Genomic DNA, 15,127 nt, shown 5'->3' on the forward strand with positions numbered 1-15,127 from the left:
GGTTCGGGCGCGGGCTTGCGCCATGGACGACCGATCGAAGTCAGGCCACCACCATATGGATTGACGGCCTCCGATCGGCTGCTGGCCGAGTTACCCGACGGTGCTGCGGTGTGACAACGACCCTGAATTAGCTTGCAGCGCAATGGCCGACTGGGTCGCGGTCGGATCGGCTCGCACCTCAACCTCGCCCGGCGACCCATGGCGCACGGTTACGTCGAATCCTTCAACTCCCGCATCCGCGACGAGTGCCTCAACATCAACAGCTTCTGGTCCCTGGCCCGGGCCCGGTTAATCCTCGCCGACTGGAAACACGACTACAACCACCACCGCCGACAATCATCGCTGGGCTACCAACCGAGCTCGCTACGCTGCATCTGTACTCACCAATGAATGACGAGTGTTCGCCATGGACCAATCACGGGTTCCGTTCAGGAAGGCAGCTACGTGCAAGTCCGAATCTACTGTCGTTTCACCTGTTAGCGGGGTCGGGGATGTCGGGTCGGAGATTCTCGTACGAGGTCAACAAGAGCTCTAGCGCATCGGCGGCAACGTTATTCCGCATCGTGGCCGACGGTGCGAACTATTCGAAGTGGGCCAAGCCGATCATCATGCAATCAACTTGGGTGCGCGAAGGTGATCCCGCGCCGTGGGGCATTGGGGCCGTCCGCAAGGTGGGGGCGTGGCCCCTGTTCGGGCTAGAAGAGACCATCCGTTACGACCAAGATCGCTGTTTTGCTTACAAGCTCAATGAACCCGCTCCCGTCGAGAACTACGTGGGCGAAGTGATGCTCTCGCCAAATGCCGCAGGCGGCACCGATATCCGTTGGAGCGGGTCGTTCGTCGAAAAGGTTCCTGGGACGGGTCCGTTGGTGCGCGCTGCCTACCGCGGGGTCGTCCGGTTCTACGCACGCCGGTTGGTGAAGGTCGCCGAGCGCGAGCATGTGCGATAACGACGAGGGAGTTGGGCTACCAAACCCGAGCCACGTGGGCTGCCACCTGCACCAGCTATCAACGACTCTCGTTCGCCGTGGATTAGTTCACGGGGTCCGGTCAGTGGCTAGTCGGACGGCACGGTCTGAGACCAACTTTTGAGACGGACCGACCTGGCTGAACTGAGCGGGGATAACCGGTTCGAGATGTCTCAAATATGGGCTGATTTGAGACGGTGACGGGTCAGGGCACACTGTCAGATGACGCCAAATCATAAGAAGGCCAGCCAGCGCCGCCCTAGTGGGAACGTCGTCGTGCCGGAAAAAGAACTGCACGGCGGGTTCGCCGTCAGTCGTGCCGTGCATGATACCGATTAAGGAAGCGCCTCCCAGACATGATTGAGGAGACGCCTCACGCCAGAATGGCCGAACGGCACGTCCCACGGCCCGGTTGTCCTCGGCTAGGCCTTCCAGGCGCCAAAGGCGACCTTGTAGGTCGACCCGTCGCCTGTGAGCGTTTTTGACTCGAATTTCATTGGTACACCGAAGGCTGTGTGGTCAACGGACTGCGCCGCGAGGAGGATCGACTGTTTGGCCGTGATGACGATCTGGTCCCGACCGATCAGATCGTCGCCCAAGTCCAGGGCCTCGTAGATCGGGTCCGACGCCGCGTCGGCCAGCGCACCCAGTATCGGGGTGCCAATCGCCGAAAGCACAGTTCCGACAAGGGGTATGGCCTTCAGCACGGCCCCGGCGGCATTGGCGGCAGCTTCCAGCGAACTCTGCACGGCTGCCCGGTACTTGTTGGGGTCGTCTAGGTCGTGCTCCCTCACGGTCACATCCAAGAGGACGTTGGTCGGGGAGCCCCGGTACAACTCGATTGTGTCGCGGCGACCTTCGTGGTCGTCGACGCCCCCATACACCTGCGACTGGAAGGTCGCTACTTCACCCGAGCTGTTGGGTGCGGCTACCCCGATCGTGACGTACGGCTCGTCCGCGGGCGAGAAGCCGTCCCAGTCGGTTTCACCGAAACACAGCAACCCGGCGTAGGAGATCACGACCTGATTGATGTCGATGGCTCCAGTATCGGGCCACCAATAGATCGCGCCGCGTTCGAATGCCGAGGCCCGTCCGCCCTCGAAGTCGAACTCATCGCTGACTGGGTAACCCAACCAGCTCGTCGGGCCGCCGACGGTGTTGTACCGCTCACGGATCGCTCCGAACACTACGTTCAGGTGCTCGAAGTTATTTACACCGGGTCGCCGATACACGGTCGCGTTCTGGTAGCCCTGCATCGACCCGCCGTCCGGGTAATCGACGCGATCGCCGACCGGATTGCCGATCCACTTGTGCCTGTCGGCATACAGCTGGAAATCGTCCGTCTGCGCTATATCGATGACATGCCCCATATCGCGCCTTGGGACTTTGTCCTGCCCTTTTCCGTGCTGGAGAACAACTTTGTTTCCTGGCATGGCCTGCTCCTTCGTTATAGCGCGACATGACGTTTCCAATGCTTGTGCAATGTCAGGGCCCGGCTGTCAGTAGTCGGCTACTGCACTTTGCGGACCCCTTAACGAACAACTACTGCGGTGCGGAGTTCTTCATTTGGTCCTGTATCGGAGATCCGCTGGTCCAGGGAATGAATAGGTCGTGCCGCGAGGGCACCGGCACCGACGATGGGTCAGGCACTGGGGCGGCCAACCGCGACCGACACTCGAGACTCTCGGAACCCGTCTGATTTGAGACAGCAGTCAGTACTGCTCGGGCCTGGTCGGTTCGGTCGTAGATCGGTCGCCATGTCTGTCGTGGTCCGCTACGCCTTGGCAGGCGAACGAAATGGTTCGACAACGACCTCGCGGAGATGCGCGATCTCTGCCGATGTCCTCAATATCATTGTCGCACAACGGCGAACAAAGGCCACGGGTGTCGCGCCATTGAGAGCCCGGTAGCACTTTCATAAGCAATCGCACCGCGCAGTGATACGCGCTGCGAATAGCTTTGCTGCGCGGGCAGGCTGCGTTAGCGCCGTCAACCCCTTTTCCTGTGAGTTAGCTGGAAGCCGGGTTAATTGGCGACAGCGCCTGGGAGCAGAGGGTTTACAGTGACTTTCCAGCTTTCCGGATGGAGTTGCAGTCAGGCGTAGCGCGCTGGGGCGCTTGCCGGTGTGATGTGCTGTTCACCGGAAACCGAGTTGGGGGACAACAGGTTCTGTTGGTCGGCACCCGCGGGGTTGGGGGCGGCTGACGCGGGCAAGAAAGGGCGCTGCCATCTAGTGGAGGGGTTGCTGGAGCGCGAGGCGGTGCTGGCCGAGCTCGACGCGCTCGCCCGGCGAGCGGTCGGCGGTGCGGGCCGGGTGGTGTTGCTGCGAGGTGAGGCCGGGGTGGGCAAGACCGCGGTACTCGACCGCTTCGCCGACGGCCTGGAAGCCACGACGCGGGTGCTGCGAGGCTGGTGTGATCCGCACGCGGCACCGCGTCCGCTCGGTCCGTTGCTCGACGCGTTGGCCGGTGTGGGCCCAGCAGCGGGCGCAATAGGGGCGGCAATCGAATCCGGCGACATCGGCGCGCTGTATCGACGGCTGTTGGCGGTGCTGCGCGACGGGCACCGTTGGGTGTGGGTGATCGAGGATGCACATTGGGCGGATGGCGCCACCCTGGATCTGCTGCGTTTTGTGGCCCGCCGGGTCGGCTCGCTTCCATTGCTGATGGTGGTGTCCTATCGCGGTGAAGAGCTTGACCGACGCCACCCCTTGACCGTGGCGCTCGGTGACGTGGCAACCTGTGCAGCTGTTTCTCGCATCGGGCTGCAACCGCTGAGCCGCGAGGCCGTGGCTGTGCTGGCCGCTGGCAGCGGCGTCAACACCGACCAGCTGCACCACCTCACCGGCGGAAACCCGTTCTATGTGACCGAAGTGCTGGCTGGCGGTGTGACCGCCCTGCACCAAAATGAGTTGCCGCGCAACGTTTCTGAGGCTGTGTGGGGCAGGCTAGGCCGGCTATCGACGGCCGGTCGCGAGACCGCACAGGCAGTCGCAGTCTGTGGCCCGCGGGCCGACCTAGCGGCGGTAGGGGCAGTGTGCGCCGCGGCGAGCACGGGATTGACCGAATGCCTCGAGGCGGGGGTGCTGATCGCCGACGGTGACGCGATCGGGTTTCGCCATGAGCTGGCCCGCCGCGCAACACTGGAGGCGATCCCCGCCGACCAGCGAAAGGCTTTGCACGCCCGCGCAATGGCCGCGCTGGCCGAACCGCCAATCGACCCGAATACCTTGGCGGAGTTGGCGTTTCACGCTGACCAAGCCGGCGATCGGCAGGCGGTTGTCCGCTACGGACCGGCGGCCGCCCAGCGCGCCACCCTGCTAGGGGCTCACAGCGAGGCCGCCGAGCTGTACGCACTGGCGCTGCGTCACGCCGCGGGCACACCCGCCGATCAGAGGGTGCAATGGCTTGAGGCGCACGCGTTGGCCAGCTATTTATGCGGGCTCGGGCAGGCCGCGGTGGCGTCTTGGCGAGAAGCGATCGCGGTGCGCCGCGCGCTGGGCGACACGCTGGCTGAGAGCGAGAATCTGCGCTGGCTCTCACACGAGTTGTTCGGGCTAGGCCGGGTCGCTGAGGCCGCCGAGACGGCCACCGCCGCGCTGCGTTTGGTTCAAGACGGTGGGCCGTCCCCTCAGCTGGCCTGGTCCTTGGTGAACTTGGCCGAACAGGCGGTGTTCGGCTTCGGTCCCGGCGCTGCCGACTACGCCGCTGAAGCGATCGAGGTGGGCACCCAACTCGGCGACGACGCCGTGGTGATTCGCGCCCGCGGGTACGGGGCCCTGGCTTCGGTGCAGAGTTCCGACACGGGGTGGGAGGAGCTGGAAGCCGCCTGGCGCGACGCGATGAACATCGATCGCCGCGGCGAACACGCCGGACTGCTCGGCGACTTCGTCTGCTGGGTCGCCACTTTGCATTTCGACCTCGACCGCGCCGATCGCTACAACGCCGGCGCTCTCGAGTACAGCCGCGACCGCAACCTGTTCATGTTTGAGGCGTTCAACCTCGGCGTCGAGGCGATGGTGAGCCTGCATCGTGGCCACTGGGCTCACGCGAGCGCGCGCGCCGAGGACCTGCTCACCCGCCCCGGGCTGCTCATCGTGCATCAGATGATGGCGCGGCTGACTCTGACCTTGATTCGTGCCCGCCGCGGCGAGCAATCGGCCACCGCGCTGCTGGACGGGATCCCGGCTACCCCAGAGGCTGTCCAGTTGCGGCTCTTTCCGGTGTCGGCCACGCGCGCAGAAGCCGCCTGGCTAGCCGGCGACGATGACACGGCCCGCGCCGAGGCGCAGACGGGGCTGGCCGCTATCGGCGCCCACGGAGATCCATGGCTTAGTTGGCAGCTGCGCCGGTGGGCGTACCTTCCCGGCGATGCACCGACGGCTGTCGTAGTGGATAACCCGAACAACCCATTCCAGCTCGAGCTCAGCGGTGATTGGCGGGGTGCGGCCGACGCTTGGATTCGCCGCGGCTGTCCCTATGAGGCTGCCATCGCCCAACTCGGCGGTGATATCGCCGCGGTCGAATCGGCGTTGGCGACGTTTCGCCGTCTGGGGGCGCGGGCCGCGGCGCGCCGCGCCCGCACGCGGCTCACCGCGCTTCGTGGCCGCACCCAGCGCAGTCGCCGCGCCGATATCCTCGCCGACCCCGATGGACTCAGCCGGCGCGAACGCGAAGTACTGCGCCTGATCGCCGAAGGTCACAGCGACGCTGACATCGCCACCAAACTGTCGCTGAGCCGAAAAACCGTGGGCCACCACGTCGCATCCATCCTGGCCAAACTCGGCGTTGGTAACCGCACCCAGGCCGCCGCCCACGCCCGGCTGCCTGAAGCCGCCGAGTCCTGATTCGACCGCGAGGCGCCGCGGCCGTAAACGCTTGAGTGCTGCGGTCGCGGGTGATGCCGAAGGTGATCGGGACGATGTCGCTGGCGAGGTCGGTTTCCCGCCGACGCATTCGAGAACTTCGATGGTGTCGAGTCGGTGACCGTTGAATGCCGCCGGCCGCGGGGATACGTGATCTCACCGGAGTACGAGGTCTTGGCCGCCGTCGTAGTCCCAGGTGATCGGGCTGGCATTGCCGTGTCCGCGGCGAAAGAGTCTGTGTGGCGCGTGAATTCACGCTTGTTCACTGTCGCGAAAGGTAGGGACTCTTACCATGGAGTCGTGTATCACTTGATTCCGATTAGCACTCTGCTGTGGGTTGCCTGCGAGCTGGTTCTGCGGTTACGGCAGCGACGCAATCGTGGACGCACGGTCAGCCGCGAGTGGCGCAGTCTGATCGTGATTTGGCTATGTGCGGTCCTGGGGGGCGTGCTCGCGGGACAGCTGGCCGTGCACTTGACCGCCCTGGGCATTCCCTGGCTGCACAGTGCGCAAGGAATCGTGCTGGCACTCGTAATCGCTTGGTGCGGCATCGCGTTGCGGCTGTGGTCGGTGGCGACGTTGGGCCGGTTTTTCCGCCCCATCGTGCACATCCAGGAAGGCCATCAGATTGTGCGCACCGGACCATATCGGGTCTTGCGTCATCCGGCATATACCGGGCTGGTGGTGGCGCTGTTCGGGTTGACGCTGCCGCTGGCTAACGTTGCGGCCATCGTGGTCGTTGATGCGCTGATTGTGATTGCGGTGCTGTTCCGCATCAGGGTTGAAGAGCGAGCCCTGCTTGACGGTTTGGGCGAGCAGTACGCGCAGTACATGGCTCATACGCGTCGGCTGGTCCCGGGCATTTGGTAAGGGCGATGAGGACACCGCCATGCGGCCCCGCGGTGTGATGCGCGGATTACGACGGCCACCAGGCTCGGCGCGCCGCATGGATCGCATCGACGAGAGCACTGACTTGTTGGAGCTGTTCGGGTCTAAACGGCCACAGCCCCGCCTCGCGGCGCGCAAAGTCCACCGTCAGTGTCGTGCCGTCAATGCGGCAGTCCACCATCAGGGCGGCGTGGTAGCGCATCGAGCCTTCCCGATACGGAGTGAAGATCTCGAGCACGCGGCCGTCAAACGATGCCAGCCAGTTGTCGATTGGTGCTTCGGTGTAATCACTCACAAGTCAGCAGCGTAGGCCTCTGCGTGTGGATCATTGGCGGAGCGGCTGCAGGTCAGAGATGTCGCGATGCGCCGGCACGGTGCACCGGTGTGTTGTAGATGACTGGGGCCCAACGGATTCGGTCAATGCAGGCTGGCCCACGCCGCGCCGAACAGCGCCCCTACGTCGCCGAATAACCGGTGGGGGAAGCCGGCCATGGGGCACTTGCGGTTGCGCCGAGGGGGCTGCGCGCGCAGCTTGCTGTATTGGGCGCCGAGCGGAGGCGCCTATTCGGAGCTCTCGGGCGTGGCGGCGGCCCCACAGGCGGCGCGGCGAACTGCGGCCAGCACGGGGTTATCTGGTTGGGCCCAAACGATTTCGAAGTAGTTGCCCTCCGGGTCGCACAGATAGGCCGAGCGGCCGGTGAAGAACTCCGCATCGACGGGTTCCTTGGTGACGCGCGCGCCGGCGCTACGCATGCGCTGGGTCAGCCGGTCGACCTCCTCGGCGGTGTCGACGTTGATGCCGATCGTGAAGCCGATGCCCCTCGAGACTGGCTCGGGCTCGGTGTGCCCGTCGCGGGCCAGCTGCACCAGGGGAAACAGTGCCAGGACGATGCCGCGAAGCTCGAACGCCACGAACTCGCCGTCGTCGATGATCTGCGGCCAGCCCAGGGCGCGGTAGAACTCTTTGAGCCTGGGCAGGTCGCGGGCGCCAAGTGTGATCAGGTTGGCCAGGGGAGCCGATGCGTTCATGGCGCCGAGTATCCGCCGGGCTTCTGACACCAGGAAGGGGTGATCAGCTGCTGTCCGTTGAGTGGGCCAGTTGCGCGCGGGCCCCGGCACGGCGATGATGCTGCGATCTCCGGCGATCTAGAGCCGTCATGAGGAAAGAGACGCGGTGCACGTTCACATTCCCCCGGCCAATGCAGCAGGCGCGGCCATCGTGCTGGCCGTCATTGTCGTCATGGTGCCGGGCACGGCGCTGTGGGTGTATGGCGATGCGAAGCAGCAGGCGAAGCATCGGAACCTCGCCGTGTTCTCGATCCACACATTCGATGTCGACACACCAGTCAAGTGGTTTCTCGCCTGCCTACTGTTGTGGGAGTTCTTCTTTCCGCTCTATTTGGACAGCCGTCGTCCCGCCGATTAGCGGACGCACAGGTGCGCTCGTGGCATCGCAGCGCTCCGTTCAGACGGCCGTCGCAGTGTCGGATTGTCAGTCGGGCCAACGCGATTGCAACGCCGGCGGCGTCCAGGCCGGCCACGTGGGAGAGCCGACGACGAAGCCGCGGTTGAACTGTGCCGCGATCCGTGGCCCTTTGATGGCGCTGTTGTCGTAGACGGTGGCTTGTTCGCAGCGGGTGATCGCCTCGGCGACCAGCGGCCAGAGCCGGTGGTAGCGCTCGCGAATCTTGTTCTGCGCCACCGGGTGTCCGCCGGCGCGCACCCGGTAGTCCACGCGGGCCACCGCCAGCTCCTCGGGAATCAGCAGCACATGCAGCACGACCGTGTAGCCGGCGGCTTGGGCGGTGTCGATGAGCTCCAGCTTGGACGGATGGGAGAACACTGTCTCGGCGATGAACGAGCGGCCCAGCTCAATCAGCTTCTCGCGGGTCTCGGCGGCGATCAGCGCCGCCTCATAGGCGTGGGCCGATGGGTCGTCGGGCCAGCGCGCTTTGGCGATCTCGTCGGCGTTGACGAACACGCTGCCTTTCAGCAGCGGCGCCAGGGTCAGTTCGACGAAGGTCGACTTACCGGCGCCGTTGGGTCCGGCGACGAGGTCGAGCCGGTTCACGGCGTGGCTGCGGCGTTGATCTTCCTTGGGGCCGGGTTCACCGGCCGCTCACCACGGCCGAGGTGCCGTCGGGACGGTGCTCGACGATCTCGCCCTTGTCGTTGAGGGCGACGGTGGTGACGCCGCGCCCGGCCAGCACCCGGCCGTAGTCGCCTGAGCTCAGCTGCTCCTCGATCGATGCGGAGATCTCGGCGTTGAACACCACGCCCTCCTCCTCGCTCAGCTCTGCCAGCTCGAGGTCGCCGGCCAGCGCGGCCTCCACGCGCCGGCGCGCCGCGGTCTGCCCGGCCGAGACCGCGCGGCCCACCCGGGCCCAGTGGTCGAGCTGTTGTTTGGCCGAGCGGCTCTGGCGCGCGCCCTCGGCGGCCGCCGCGTCGAGCAGGTCGGCGGCGAAGCGGGTCACCCGGTCGGCGGTTTCGGCCACCACTCCTCCTCGTGTAGCAATATGTAACGAGTGTAGCAGAATGCTACGCGAGCGGGTCCGGTCAGCCGAGCGCGAGATCGGCGCTGTCGACGAACACCAGGTCGCCGTCGCCGAGCTGCACACCCCAGCGCCGCGCCGCCCCGGCAATGGTGTGCCCACCCACGTCGACCGGCTGCCCGGCGCTCTCACCGAAGTCCTCAACGACAGTTCCGAGCCGTTCGCGGTCGGTGTCCGGATACACCCGCACCGCCGTCCCGACGGCAATCCCGTTGTCCGACATATCGTTCCCGCCCCTGAAAGCCCCCATGGCGAATCAGTCAACCAGACCACGAGTCGCCCCACGGGCAAACCAGTCAACGCCGTCGCTCCGGCTGAGCGCTGCACAAATTGCCGTCGGGAGCATCGTTGGGGGCCGGTAGATTCTCTTTGAAAAGGCGAACAAGAGGTGAGGGGTGTCTGGGCTAACGCTGGCTGACATCGAACGCTGGAATCCCGACGACATCCACACGGTGTTTCAGGCGTGCATTTCGCGTGCCCAGGGCACCCGCGCGGCGGCCGACAACTTCGGCGACGTGATGCGCGCGGTGCCCTGGGACGGCGCCGCCCACGATGCCGCGATGGGCGCCCACGACCGAATCCGCCAGGATCTGAACAATCACGCCGCCGACGCCGAGGCTGTCGGGCGCGCGGCCAGCGCCGCCGAAACACAAGTGCGTGCCATCAAGGCCGACTGGGAGGCGATCAAGGCCGAGGCTGCCGGCCACGGCATCACGATCGATCCGGAGACCGAGACGTTCAGCTACGTCGAACCCGCCGACCGTGACTCGCGGGTGCGCCTGCACAACGAGATCGCCGAGCTCGAGCGCCGCATCCAGGCGCTGCATGCCCGTGCCAGCATCGCTGATGAGGAGCTGGCCGAGGCGATCAAGACCGCCGCCGGCGACGAGTCGGCCCAGGCGCTCGACGACGAGCTGGCCAGCCACGGCGTCGAGACACCTGAACAGGCCGAACACGACGTCCACAACGCGCTGGGCGGCGACAAGAACGCCGCCAACCGGGTGCAGGGGGTGCTGGAAAGCGTCACCCCCGACCAGCTGGCCGGCAAGGCCCCGCTGACCCCCGAGCAGGCCTCGGTGCTTTCTCAGCTGCAGGCCCAGCAGAACGGAATGTCGCTGCAGGACCTCAAGCGTGCGCAGGACAGGCTGGGCCCGGACAGCCGGCTGATCGGCGACTCCTGGCAGCTGATGAGCAACCGCAACGTGTCGTTCCCGAAAACCCCGCTGAAGGTGGGCGCCACCCAGGACTCCACCAGCCGCGCCACCGGCGGGCTGACCCAGTTGCCGCGCAGCATGCAGGGACCGCTGACGCAGCCGGGCGCGGTGATGAAGATCGATCCGAACTCGGGGCTGGCGATGAACGACTTCCCGAACAAGGACGCCCTTGGCGTCATCGGCGGCATCGTCAAGCAGGGCAGCCCGGCGCTGCAGCACGACAGCGACATCGACAACGCGCTGATGGGCCGCGGCGCGGAAATGCTGGCCGGCGAAGAGGGCAACCGCGGTTGGCCCGGGATGTCGGGCGGAGACCACAGCGCCGACGACACGATCAAGACCATCTTCTCCGGCGCGGGCCGCGACCACATGGTCGACCGCGGGATCATCACCGGCTCCAGCAACAGCGAGTACCTGCCGAACATGACCACCAGTCAGTTCCTCGACGCGGTCACCCGCCACCCGTGGGACGACCACGGCCAGGCCGCGGCGGGGCTGTTCAACTGGACCAACCAGACCACCGGCCCGGAGGCGGTGATGGCGGGCCAGACCGCCGACGCGTACTCGAAATACCTTGGCGAGAACGCCGGGCCGCTGCTGGACCTGCCGGGCCATCAGACTCTGGGGCAGCTCAACCCCGCGCTGACACAGGGCTTCGCCCAGGGTCTGGCGCCGTACGCCCCGGCGATCGCCGGGGAGGAGAACGTGCCGGGGCTGGAGAACTTCTATCCACCCGACACCGCCCACGACATCGACCAGTCGACGCTGCCGATCGCCAAGGGGGTGTTCTCGGTGCTGTCCACCGATAAGGACGCGTCAAATGTGTTCAACGGTGCGGTCATTGGCGACATCGCCGCCGACCAGCAGCACTACGCCCAGATGGTGGCCGCCGACCCGTCGATGGCGTCGAACACCGCCGACCTCGCCCGGGCCGCCAAGCTGCAGGCGCTGATGGACATCGGCACCCACAACGCGGTGGACGCCAATCACGTCAACGCCGCCGAACAGGCGATCGACGCCTACAACCTGAAGAAGTCGGCCTACGAATATGCGACGAAGTTCGCGGGCACCGGAGCCGGTGTGGTGGGTGGGCCGGCCGGCGGACTGGCCACCGACGTCGCGGGCACCGCGCTCAAAGACGTCATCCTTGGCCCGGAGCCGAAAGTCGGCGCCTCGACGGTGATGCCTGACATGCCCGGGGAGGCGCCCTACCGCGAGGCGCTGACCGGGATCGTGGCCACCCACCCGATCGACGGGTTCACTCCCGACACCTTCTTGCGGCCGGTCGATCCCGCCGATCCCAGCAGGGGGTGGGAGGTGGCCGGCTGGGACCAGCTTCCCCAACCCCTCAGGGAGCACATGCAGTGGCATGGTCCGGAGGATTACCGCGACTTCCTGCACAACGCGCTGGCGCCGTTCGTCGGCGCCGACAACGCCGGACTGATCGACACCCATGTCACCGGCGACTACAACAACGTGATCAAAGACCCGCAGCCGTGGAAAGCGGGTCACAGGTGACGTGCGGTCAACGGGGGCGCCGCCTGCTGCGCACGGTGGCCGCAAGTTGCGCGGTTGCCGTTGTCGCGGGCTGTCATTCGGGGACCCCCGGGCAGCCGGCGCCGCCGCCACCGCCGAGCGGACCCTGGACCGGAACGATGGCGCAGGTGCGGGTGGTGTGGAGCGCTGAGCCCGGCGTCGATCTGCTGACCGGGCCGGCGGTGGTGGTGCGCGCCTTCCAGGAGTCCGGCACGGGTGTGACGTTCGGGGGCAGCGAGGACTTCCTCTATCCGGGCTACGCGCACGTGCTGCCGCCGCCGGGCACCCCGCCGCCGGCCCCGCACTATCCCCACAACCCTCGGGCCAATATTCACCCGCTGGTCGGCACCGACCGCTACCACATCCTGCGCATCGAGCCGTCGGGCGCCAATCTGGTTGCGGTGTACTGCGGTTGGTTCTACGGCGTCGCCGACGATCTCGGCGACGGCAGGTATGGAACCGACGATCCCAACCGACGACCCACCGATACCGTCGGCGTATTCCGGCTCGCGTTGACCCCGCCACCGCCTGGGTCAGCACCGCTGCCGCCGCAGAAAGGGCCGGCACCCGCTCCGGTCGACGACGTGTTCGGCGGCTGGAAAATCACCGAGTCGATGGCGGCCGCCGCCTACCTCCACGGGCCGCCGCCGCAGTGGCCGACGATGGTCGACGACACGAACCAGTGCCAGGCGAAGGCGCCCGACACGCGCGAGCATCGGCTGTTCCTGTCCGCCGGCGTGCATCCGCGGTCGGATTACCCCACTCTGCCGGCGTTTCCCGGCTGGCCGGCGGGCAGCGCACAGTAGCCGCGCTCGCGTCGTTGGCTGCCGGCCATCGGTTCGGGCGGGGTCATCCGGTGGCTTCGGCGTGCGCGACCAGTGAGCGCAGCTGGCGCAGCGCGAACTGGCGGGCCCGGCCGTCGGGCGGCAGGTACACCGCCGACCACATGCCCACGGCCGCAGGCGTGTTCAGTGCATCCTTGGCGCACGGGAAGCGCCGCGGGCAGGCGCGGCACAACGCCTTGAGTTCGGGGTCGTCACCGGCCTCCAACCACCGGTCGGGGTCGGCTGCGCACGGCCACGGTAGGTCGGCCGGGATGCCGTGAGCGGTGCCGCGTGCTGCGTTCATTGCCGTCCCTGAGGGTCGAGGACGCCGCGATGGCGCTATCGTATTGCTATCGTTAGATTAAGAATAATAATAGCGTTGCGATAGCGCAAGCGTAGCGCGGCCGGCGCAGGGCGATATGGATCGCTCGGACGAAACAGCCAGGTAAGGGCGATTAAACGGCGCTGCGGCAGTCATGCGGTCAGGAATCGAGCACCGCATACGATAGCAATATGAAAGCGATCCGCTATCGTTTAGCGCTGTACCGACCGCGCTGGGTGGGTGAGCGCCGGCGACGCCACCGGCGAACGTGTGCCGCGGACTCCGCTTGTTCGGGCGGCAGCGAAGCGGTTCGCGTTGCGCGCTACCGGTCTGGGCCCCGGTCGTCGCCGCGGCGCCCAGGGCCGACGGCGTCGACCCAGACAAGATCATGCCGATCACGGAGGGTTAAGAGGCTGGGTATCCGGGCTGGCGCGGTGGCCCGATCTGCGCGCGGCACCGCCACAGTCTGCTGTCGCTGTGGCGGTGCACGGTTGATGCCGCCTCATCGGCCGCGGCTCCTGGTCGTGCGAACCAGATTTCACCGACCCTGCCCGCTGCTCGAGCAACGTCGGGACGACAATATCTGACGCGCCCGTCGACGACAATGCCGGGCAAATAGGTTGCGCCGCGCCGTGTTTCGCCGCTATCTGGTGCCCATCACGTGCTGGCCACATTGGGCCAGGCGATCGAGGCGGGCCAGCCCGCCGGACAAATCGTCGGCGAGCGGGAGTTCGCCATCGGGGTCACAGATCGACAGCAGTCGCCGCACCGGCGGGCTGCCGAGAATGACCCAGTCCACATCGGCGCGCGCGCAGTGGACGCTGACGTAGTAGAGCGCGGTGAAGCCTTGGCTACCGAAGAACTCGACGGCGCGCAGATCCAGCACCAGCTGCCGCGAGATCCCGGTGTGGGCCTCGACGTAGCGGCCCAACTGGCGGGCGTTGACTGCGTCGACCTCCCCGGTCACCGCGATCGCCAGCCGGCTGGCCGATAGCCGGCGCGTCTCAAACCTGGCCCGCCCGCACTCGCGGGTGTCAGCAATGGTCTTGCGGTGGGTGGCGGTGGTACCAACAGATGGCATGGTCCCCCCAGCTCGTCTCGTGCGCGGATTGTTGTGCAGCTCGGACGGCGTCGCAGTGGCGATCCCGATGGGGTGCGCCCGGCGCGTCTGGCTGGCTGGGAGCTCAACCGATACCGAGGGTAATGCGAATTTCGTGGCTAGACAACCACCTGGCCGGTGTCTCGTCGGGTGCCGGCCCTATATTCGACTAGCGTTCCGACGTTTGCGGTGTCGGTGCGGCCGCCACGTGCTGTCTGCACGCGGAGGCCGTAGTTGTGATGCTCGTGAAAACGGTGCTACGCAGGGCGTTCGATCATCTCGATATCGGAACGGTGAACGTCCATGCGGCAGGCTGCGTGTCGCTTCGTGCGCGGAGGATCTCCTGGCGTAGTGCACAGACGCGGCCCGCGGCCGCCGACCGGTGAGATCGCGTTCGCGCAGTTGGGGCGCATGCACTGCGGATGCGGCTGCAAGCGACTTTCGATGTCGTGTGGAGCCCGTTCGTCACGGGATCTCGGGTTGGCATCCGTAGCCGCCGTAGGCTGCCAGCGATTGCAGTTGGCGCAGTGCGAAGGTGCGTCCTCTGCCTTCAGCAGGGATGTGCACTCCGGCGACCATCCCCTCGATGCCAGGGGAATGCACTGCGTCCTTGGCGCACAGAAACCGCCGTGGGCAGCCTCGGCACAGCGCTTTGAGTTCGGGGTCGTCACCACCGACGTCCCAGCGGTCCGGGTCTGCCATGCACGGCGTCACAGTTACCGCCACGGGGCTGTCGAACATCACGGTCACGATCACTCCTCCCACAGCGCTGCTCGCGTCGCGATGCAACCAACCGTAGCGCACAAACAGAATCAACACAAGCACTAAACAGAATCAGCGGAGATGGAACAAAATCGAAT

The 15,127-nt window shown here is 66.3% G+C and carries 15 protein-coding genes and 1 pseudogene; 7 read left to right on the forward strand and 9 right to left on the reverse strand.

Features of this window, described 5'->3' with window-relative positions; all coding sequences use genetic code 11:
* Positions 1 to 88 precede the first annotated feature (88 nt).
* Both J3E61_RS32760 and J3E61_RS32765 read left to right on the forward strand, forming a co-directional pair.
* Positions 89 to 390, forward strand: a pseudogene (locus J3E61_RS32760) (integrase core domain-containing protein); the annotation flags it as partial.
* Between the two features lie 101 nt (positions 391 to 491).
* A complete protein-coding gene (locus J3E61_RS32765) occupies positions 492 to 950 on the forward strand; it encodes an SRPBCC family protein (protein ID WP_210086833.1) in 459 nt (152 codons plus the stop codon).
* A gap of 440 nt (positions 951 to 1,390) precedes the next feature.
* On the opposite strand, the gene J3E61_RS32770 is transcribed toward J3E61_RS32765, so the two are convergent.
* Positions 1,391 to 2,401, reverse strand: a complete 1,011-nt coding sequence (locus J3E61_RS32770) for a hypothetical protein (protein ID WP_210086834.1) — start codon at positions 2,399 to 2,401, stop codon at positions 1,391 to 1,393.
* Between the two features lie 800 nt (positions 2,402 to 3,201).
* Here J3E61_RS32770 and J3E61_RS32775 point away from each other — a divergent pair.
* Both J3E61_RS32775 and J3E61_RS32780 read left to right on the forward strand, forming a co-directional pair.
* Complete coding sequence (locus tag J3E61_RS32775) at positions 3,202 to 5,814, forward strand: AAA family ATPase (protein ID WP_210086835.1); 2,613 nt, start codon at positions 3,202 to 3,204, stop codon at positions 5,812 to 5,814.
* A gap of 318 nt (positions 5,815 to 6,132) precedes the next feature.
* Complete coding sequence (locus J3E61_RS32780; RefSeq protein ID WP_210086836.1) at positions 6,133 to 6,702, forward strand: isoprenylcysteine carboxylmethyltransferase family protein; 570 nt, start codon at positions 6,133 to 6,135, stop codon at positions 6,700 to 6,702.
* 46 nt (positions 6,703 to 6,748) lie between these two features.
* On the opposite strand, the gene J3E61_RS32785 is transcribed toward J3E61_RS32780, so the two are convergent.
* Both J3E61_RS32785 and J3E61_RS32790 read right to left on the reverse strand, forming a co-directional pair.
* Positions 6,749 to 7,015, reverse strand: a complete 267-nt coding sequence (locus J3E61_RS32785) for a hypothetical protein (RefSeq protein ID WP_210086837.1) — start codon at positions 7,013 to 7,015, stop codon at positions 6,749 to 6,751.
* Between the two features lie 266 nt (positions 7,016 to 7,281).
* Positions 7,282 to 7,749 (reverse strand): VOC family protein, encoded by a 468-nt coding sequence (locus J3E61_RS32790; RefSeq protein ID WP_210086838.1) that lies wholly within the window; start codon positions 7,747 to 7,749, stop codon positions 7,282 to 7,284.
* Between the two features lie 145 nt (positions 7,750 to 7,894).
* Here J3E61_RS32790 and J3E61_RS32795 point away from each other — a divergent pair, with 145 nt between their 5' ends.
* Positions 7,895 to 8,146: a hypothetical protein gene (locus tag J3E61_RS32795; RefSeq protein ID WP_210086839.1), complete on the forward strand. Its 252-nt coding sequence runs from the start codon at positions 7,895 to 7,897 to the stop codon at positions 8,144 to 8,146.
* Between the two features lie 66 nt (positions 8,147 to 8,212).
* Here the strand turns inward: J3E61_RS32795 and J3E61_RS32800 are convergent, their stop codons facing one another.
* From J3E61_RS32800 to J3E61_RS32810, 3 genes are all read right to left on the reverse strand, one after another.
* Positions 8,213 to 8,791 carry a zeta toxin family protein gene (locus J3E61_RS32800; protein WP_210086840.1) on the reverse strand — a complete coding sequence of 193 codons (579 nt, stop codon included), beginning with the start codon at positions 8,789 to 8,791 and terminating at the stop codon, positions 8,213 to 8,215.
* Positions 8,792 to 8,828: 37 nt separating this feature from the next.
* Positions 8,829 to 9,215 carry a hypothetical protein gene (locus J3E61_RS32805; RefSeq protein ID WP_210086841.1) on the reverse strand — a complete coding sequence of 129 codons (387 nt, stop codon included), beginning with the start codon at positions 9,213 to 9,215 and terminating at the stop codon, positions 8,829 to 8,831.
* Between the two features lie 61 nt (positions 9,216 to 9,276).
* On the reverse strand, positions 9,277 to 9,522 hold the full coding sequence (locus J3E61_RS32810) for a hypothetical protein (RefSeq protein ID WP_210086842.1): 246 nt from the start codon (positions 9,520 to 9,522) through the stop codon (positions 9,277 to 9,279).
* A gap of 2,281 nt (positions 9,523 to 11,803) precedes the next feature.
* Between J3E61_RS32810 and J3E61_RS32815 the strand changes: the two genes are divergently transcribed.
* On the forward strand, positions 11,804 to 12,004 hold the full coding sequence (locus tag J3E61_RS32815; RefSeq protein WP_210086993.1) for a hypothetical protein: 201 nt from the start codon (positions 11,804 to 11,806) through the stop codon (positions 12,002 to 12,004).
* A complete protein-coding gene (locus J3E61_RS32820) occupies positions 12,001 to 12,828 on the forward strand; it encodes a hypothetical protein (RefSeq protein ID WP_210086843.1) in 828 nt (275 codons plus the stop codon). The genes J3E61_RS32815 and J3E61_RS32820 overlap by 4 nt, the downstream gene beginning before the upstream one ends.
* A gap of 43 nt (positions 12,829 to 12,871) precedes the next feature.
* On the opposite strand, the gene J3E61_RS32825 is transcribed toward J3E61_RS32820, so the two are convergent.
* From J3E61_RS32825 to J3E61_RS32835, 3 genes are all read right to left on the reverse strand, one after another.
* Complete coding sequence (locus J3E61_RS32825) at positions 12,872 to 13,150, reverse strand: WhiB family transcriptional regulator (RefSeq protein ID WP_210086844.1); 279 nt, start codon at positions 13,148 to 13,150, stop codon at positions 12,872 to 12,874.
* Positions 13,151 to 13,811: 661 nt separating this feature from the next.
* Positions 13,812 to 14,249 (reverse strand): STAS domain-containing protein, encoded by a 438-nt coding sequence (locus tag J3E61_RS32830; protein WP_210086845.1) that lies wholly within the window; start codon positions 14,247 to 14,249, stop codon positions 13,812 to 13,814.
* Between the two features lie 483 nt (positions 14,250 to 14,732).
* Entirely contained in the window at positions 14,733 to 15,023 is a 291-nt protein-coding gene (locus J3E61_RS32835; protein WP_210086994.1) for a transcription factor WhiB, read from the reverse strand.
* Between the last annotated feature and the right edge of the window lie 104 nt (positions 15,024 to 15,127).

Source organism: Mycobacterium sp. OAE908 (assembly GCF_017872775.1).
GTDB lineage: Bacteria > Actinomycetota > Actinomycetes > Mycobacteriales > Mycobacteriaceae > Mycobacterium.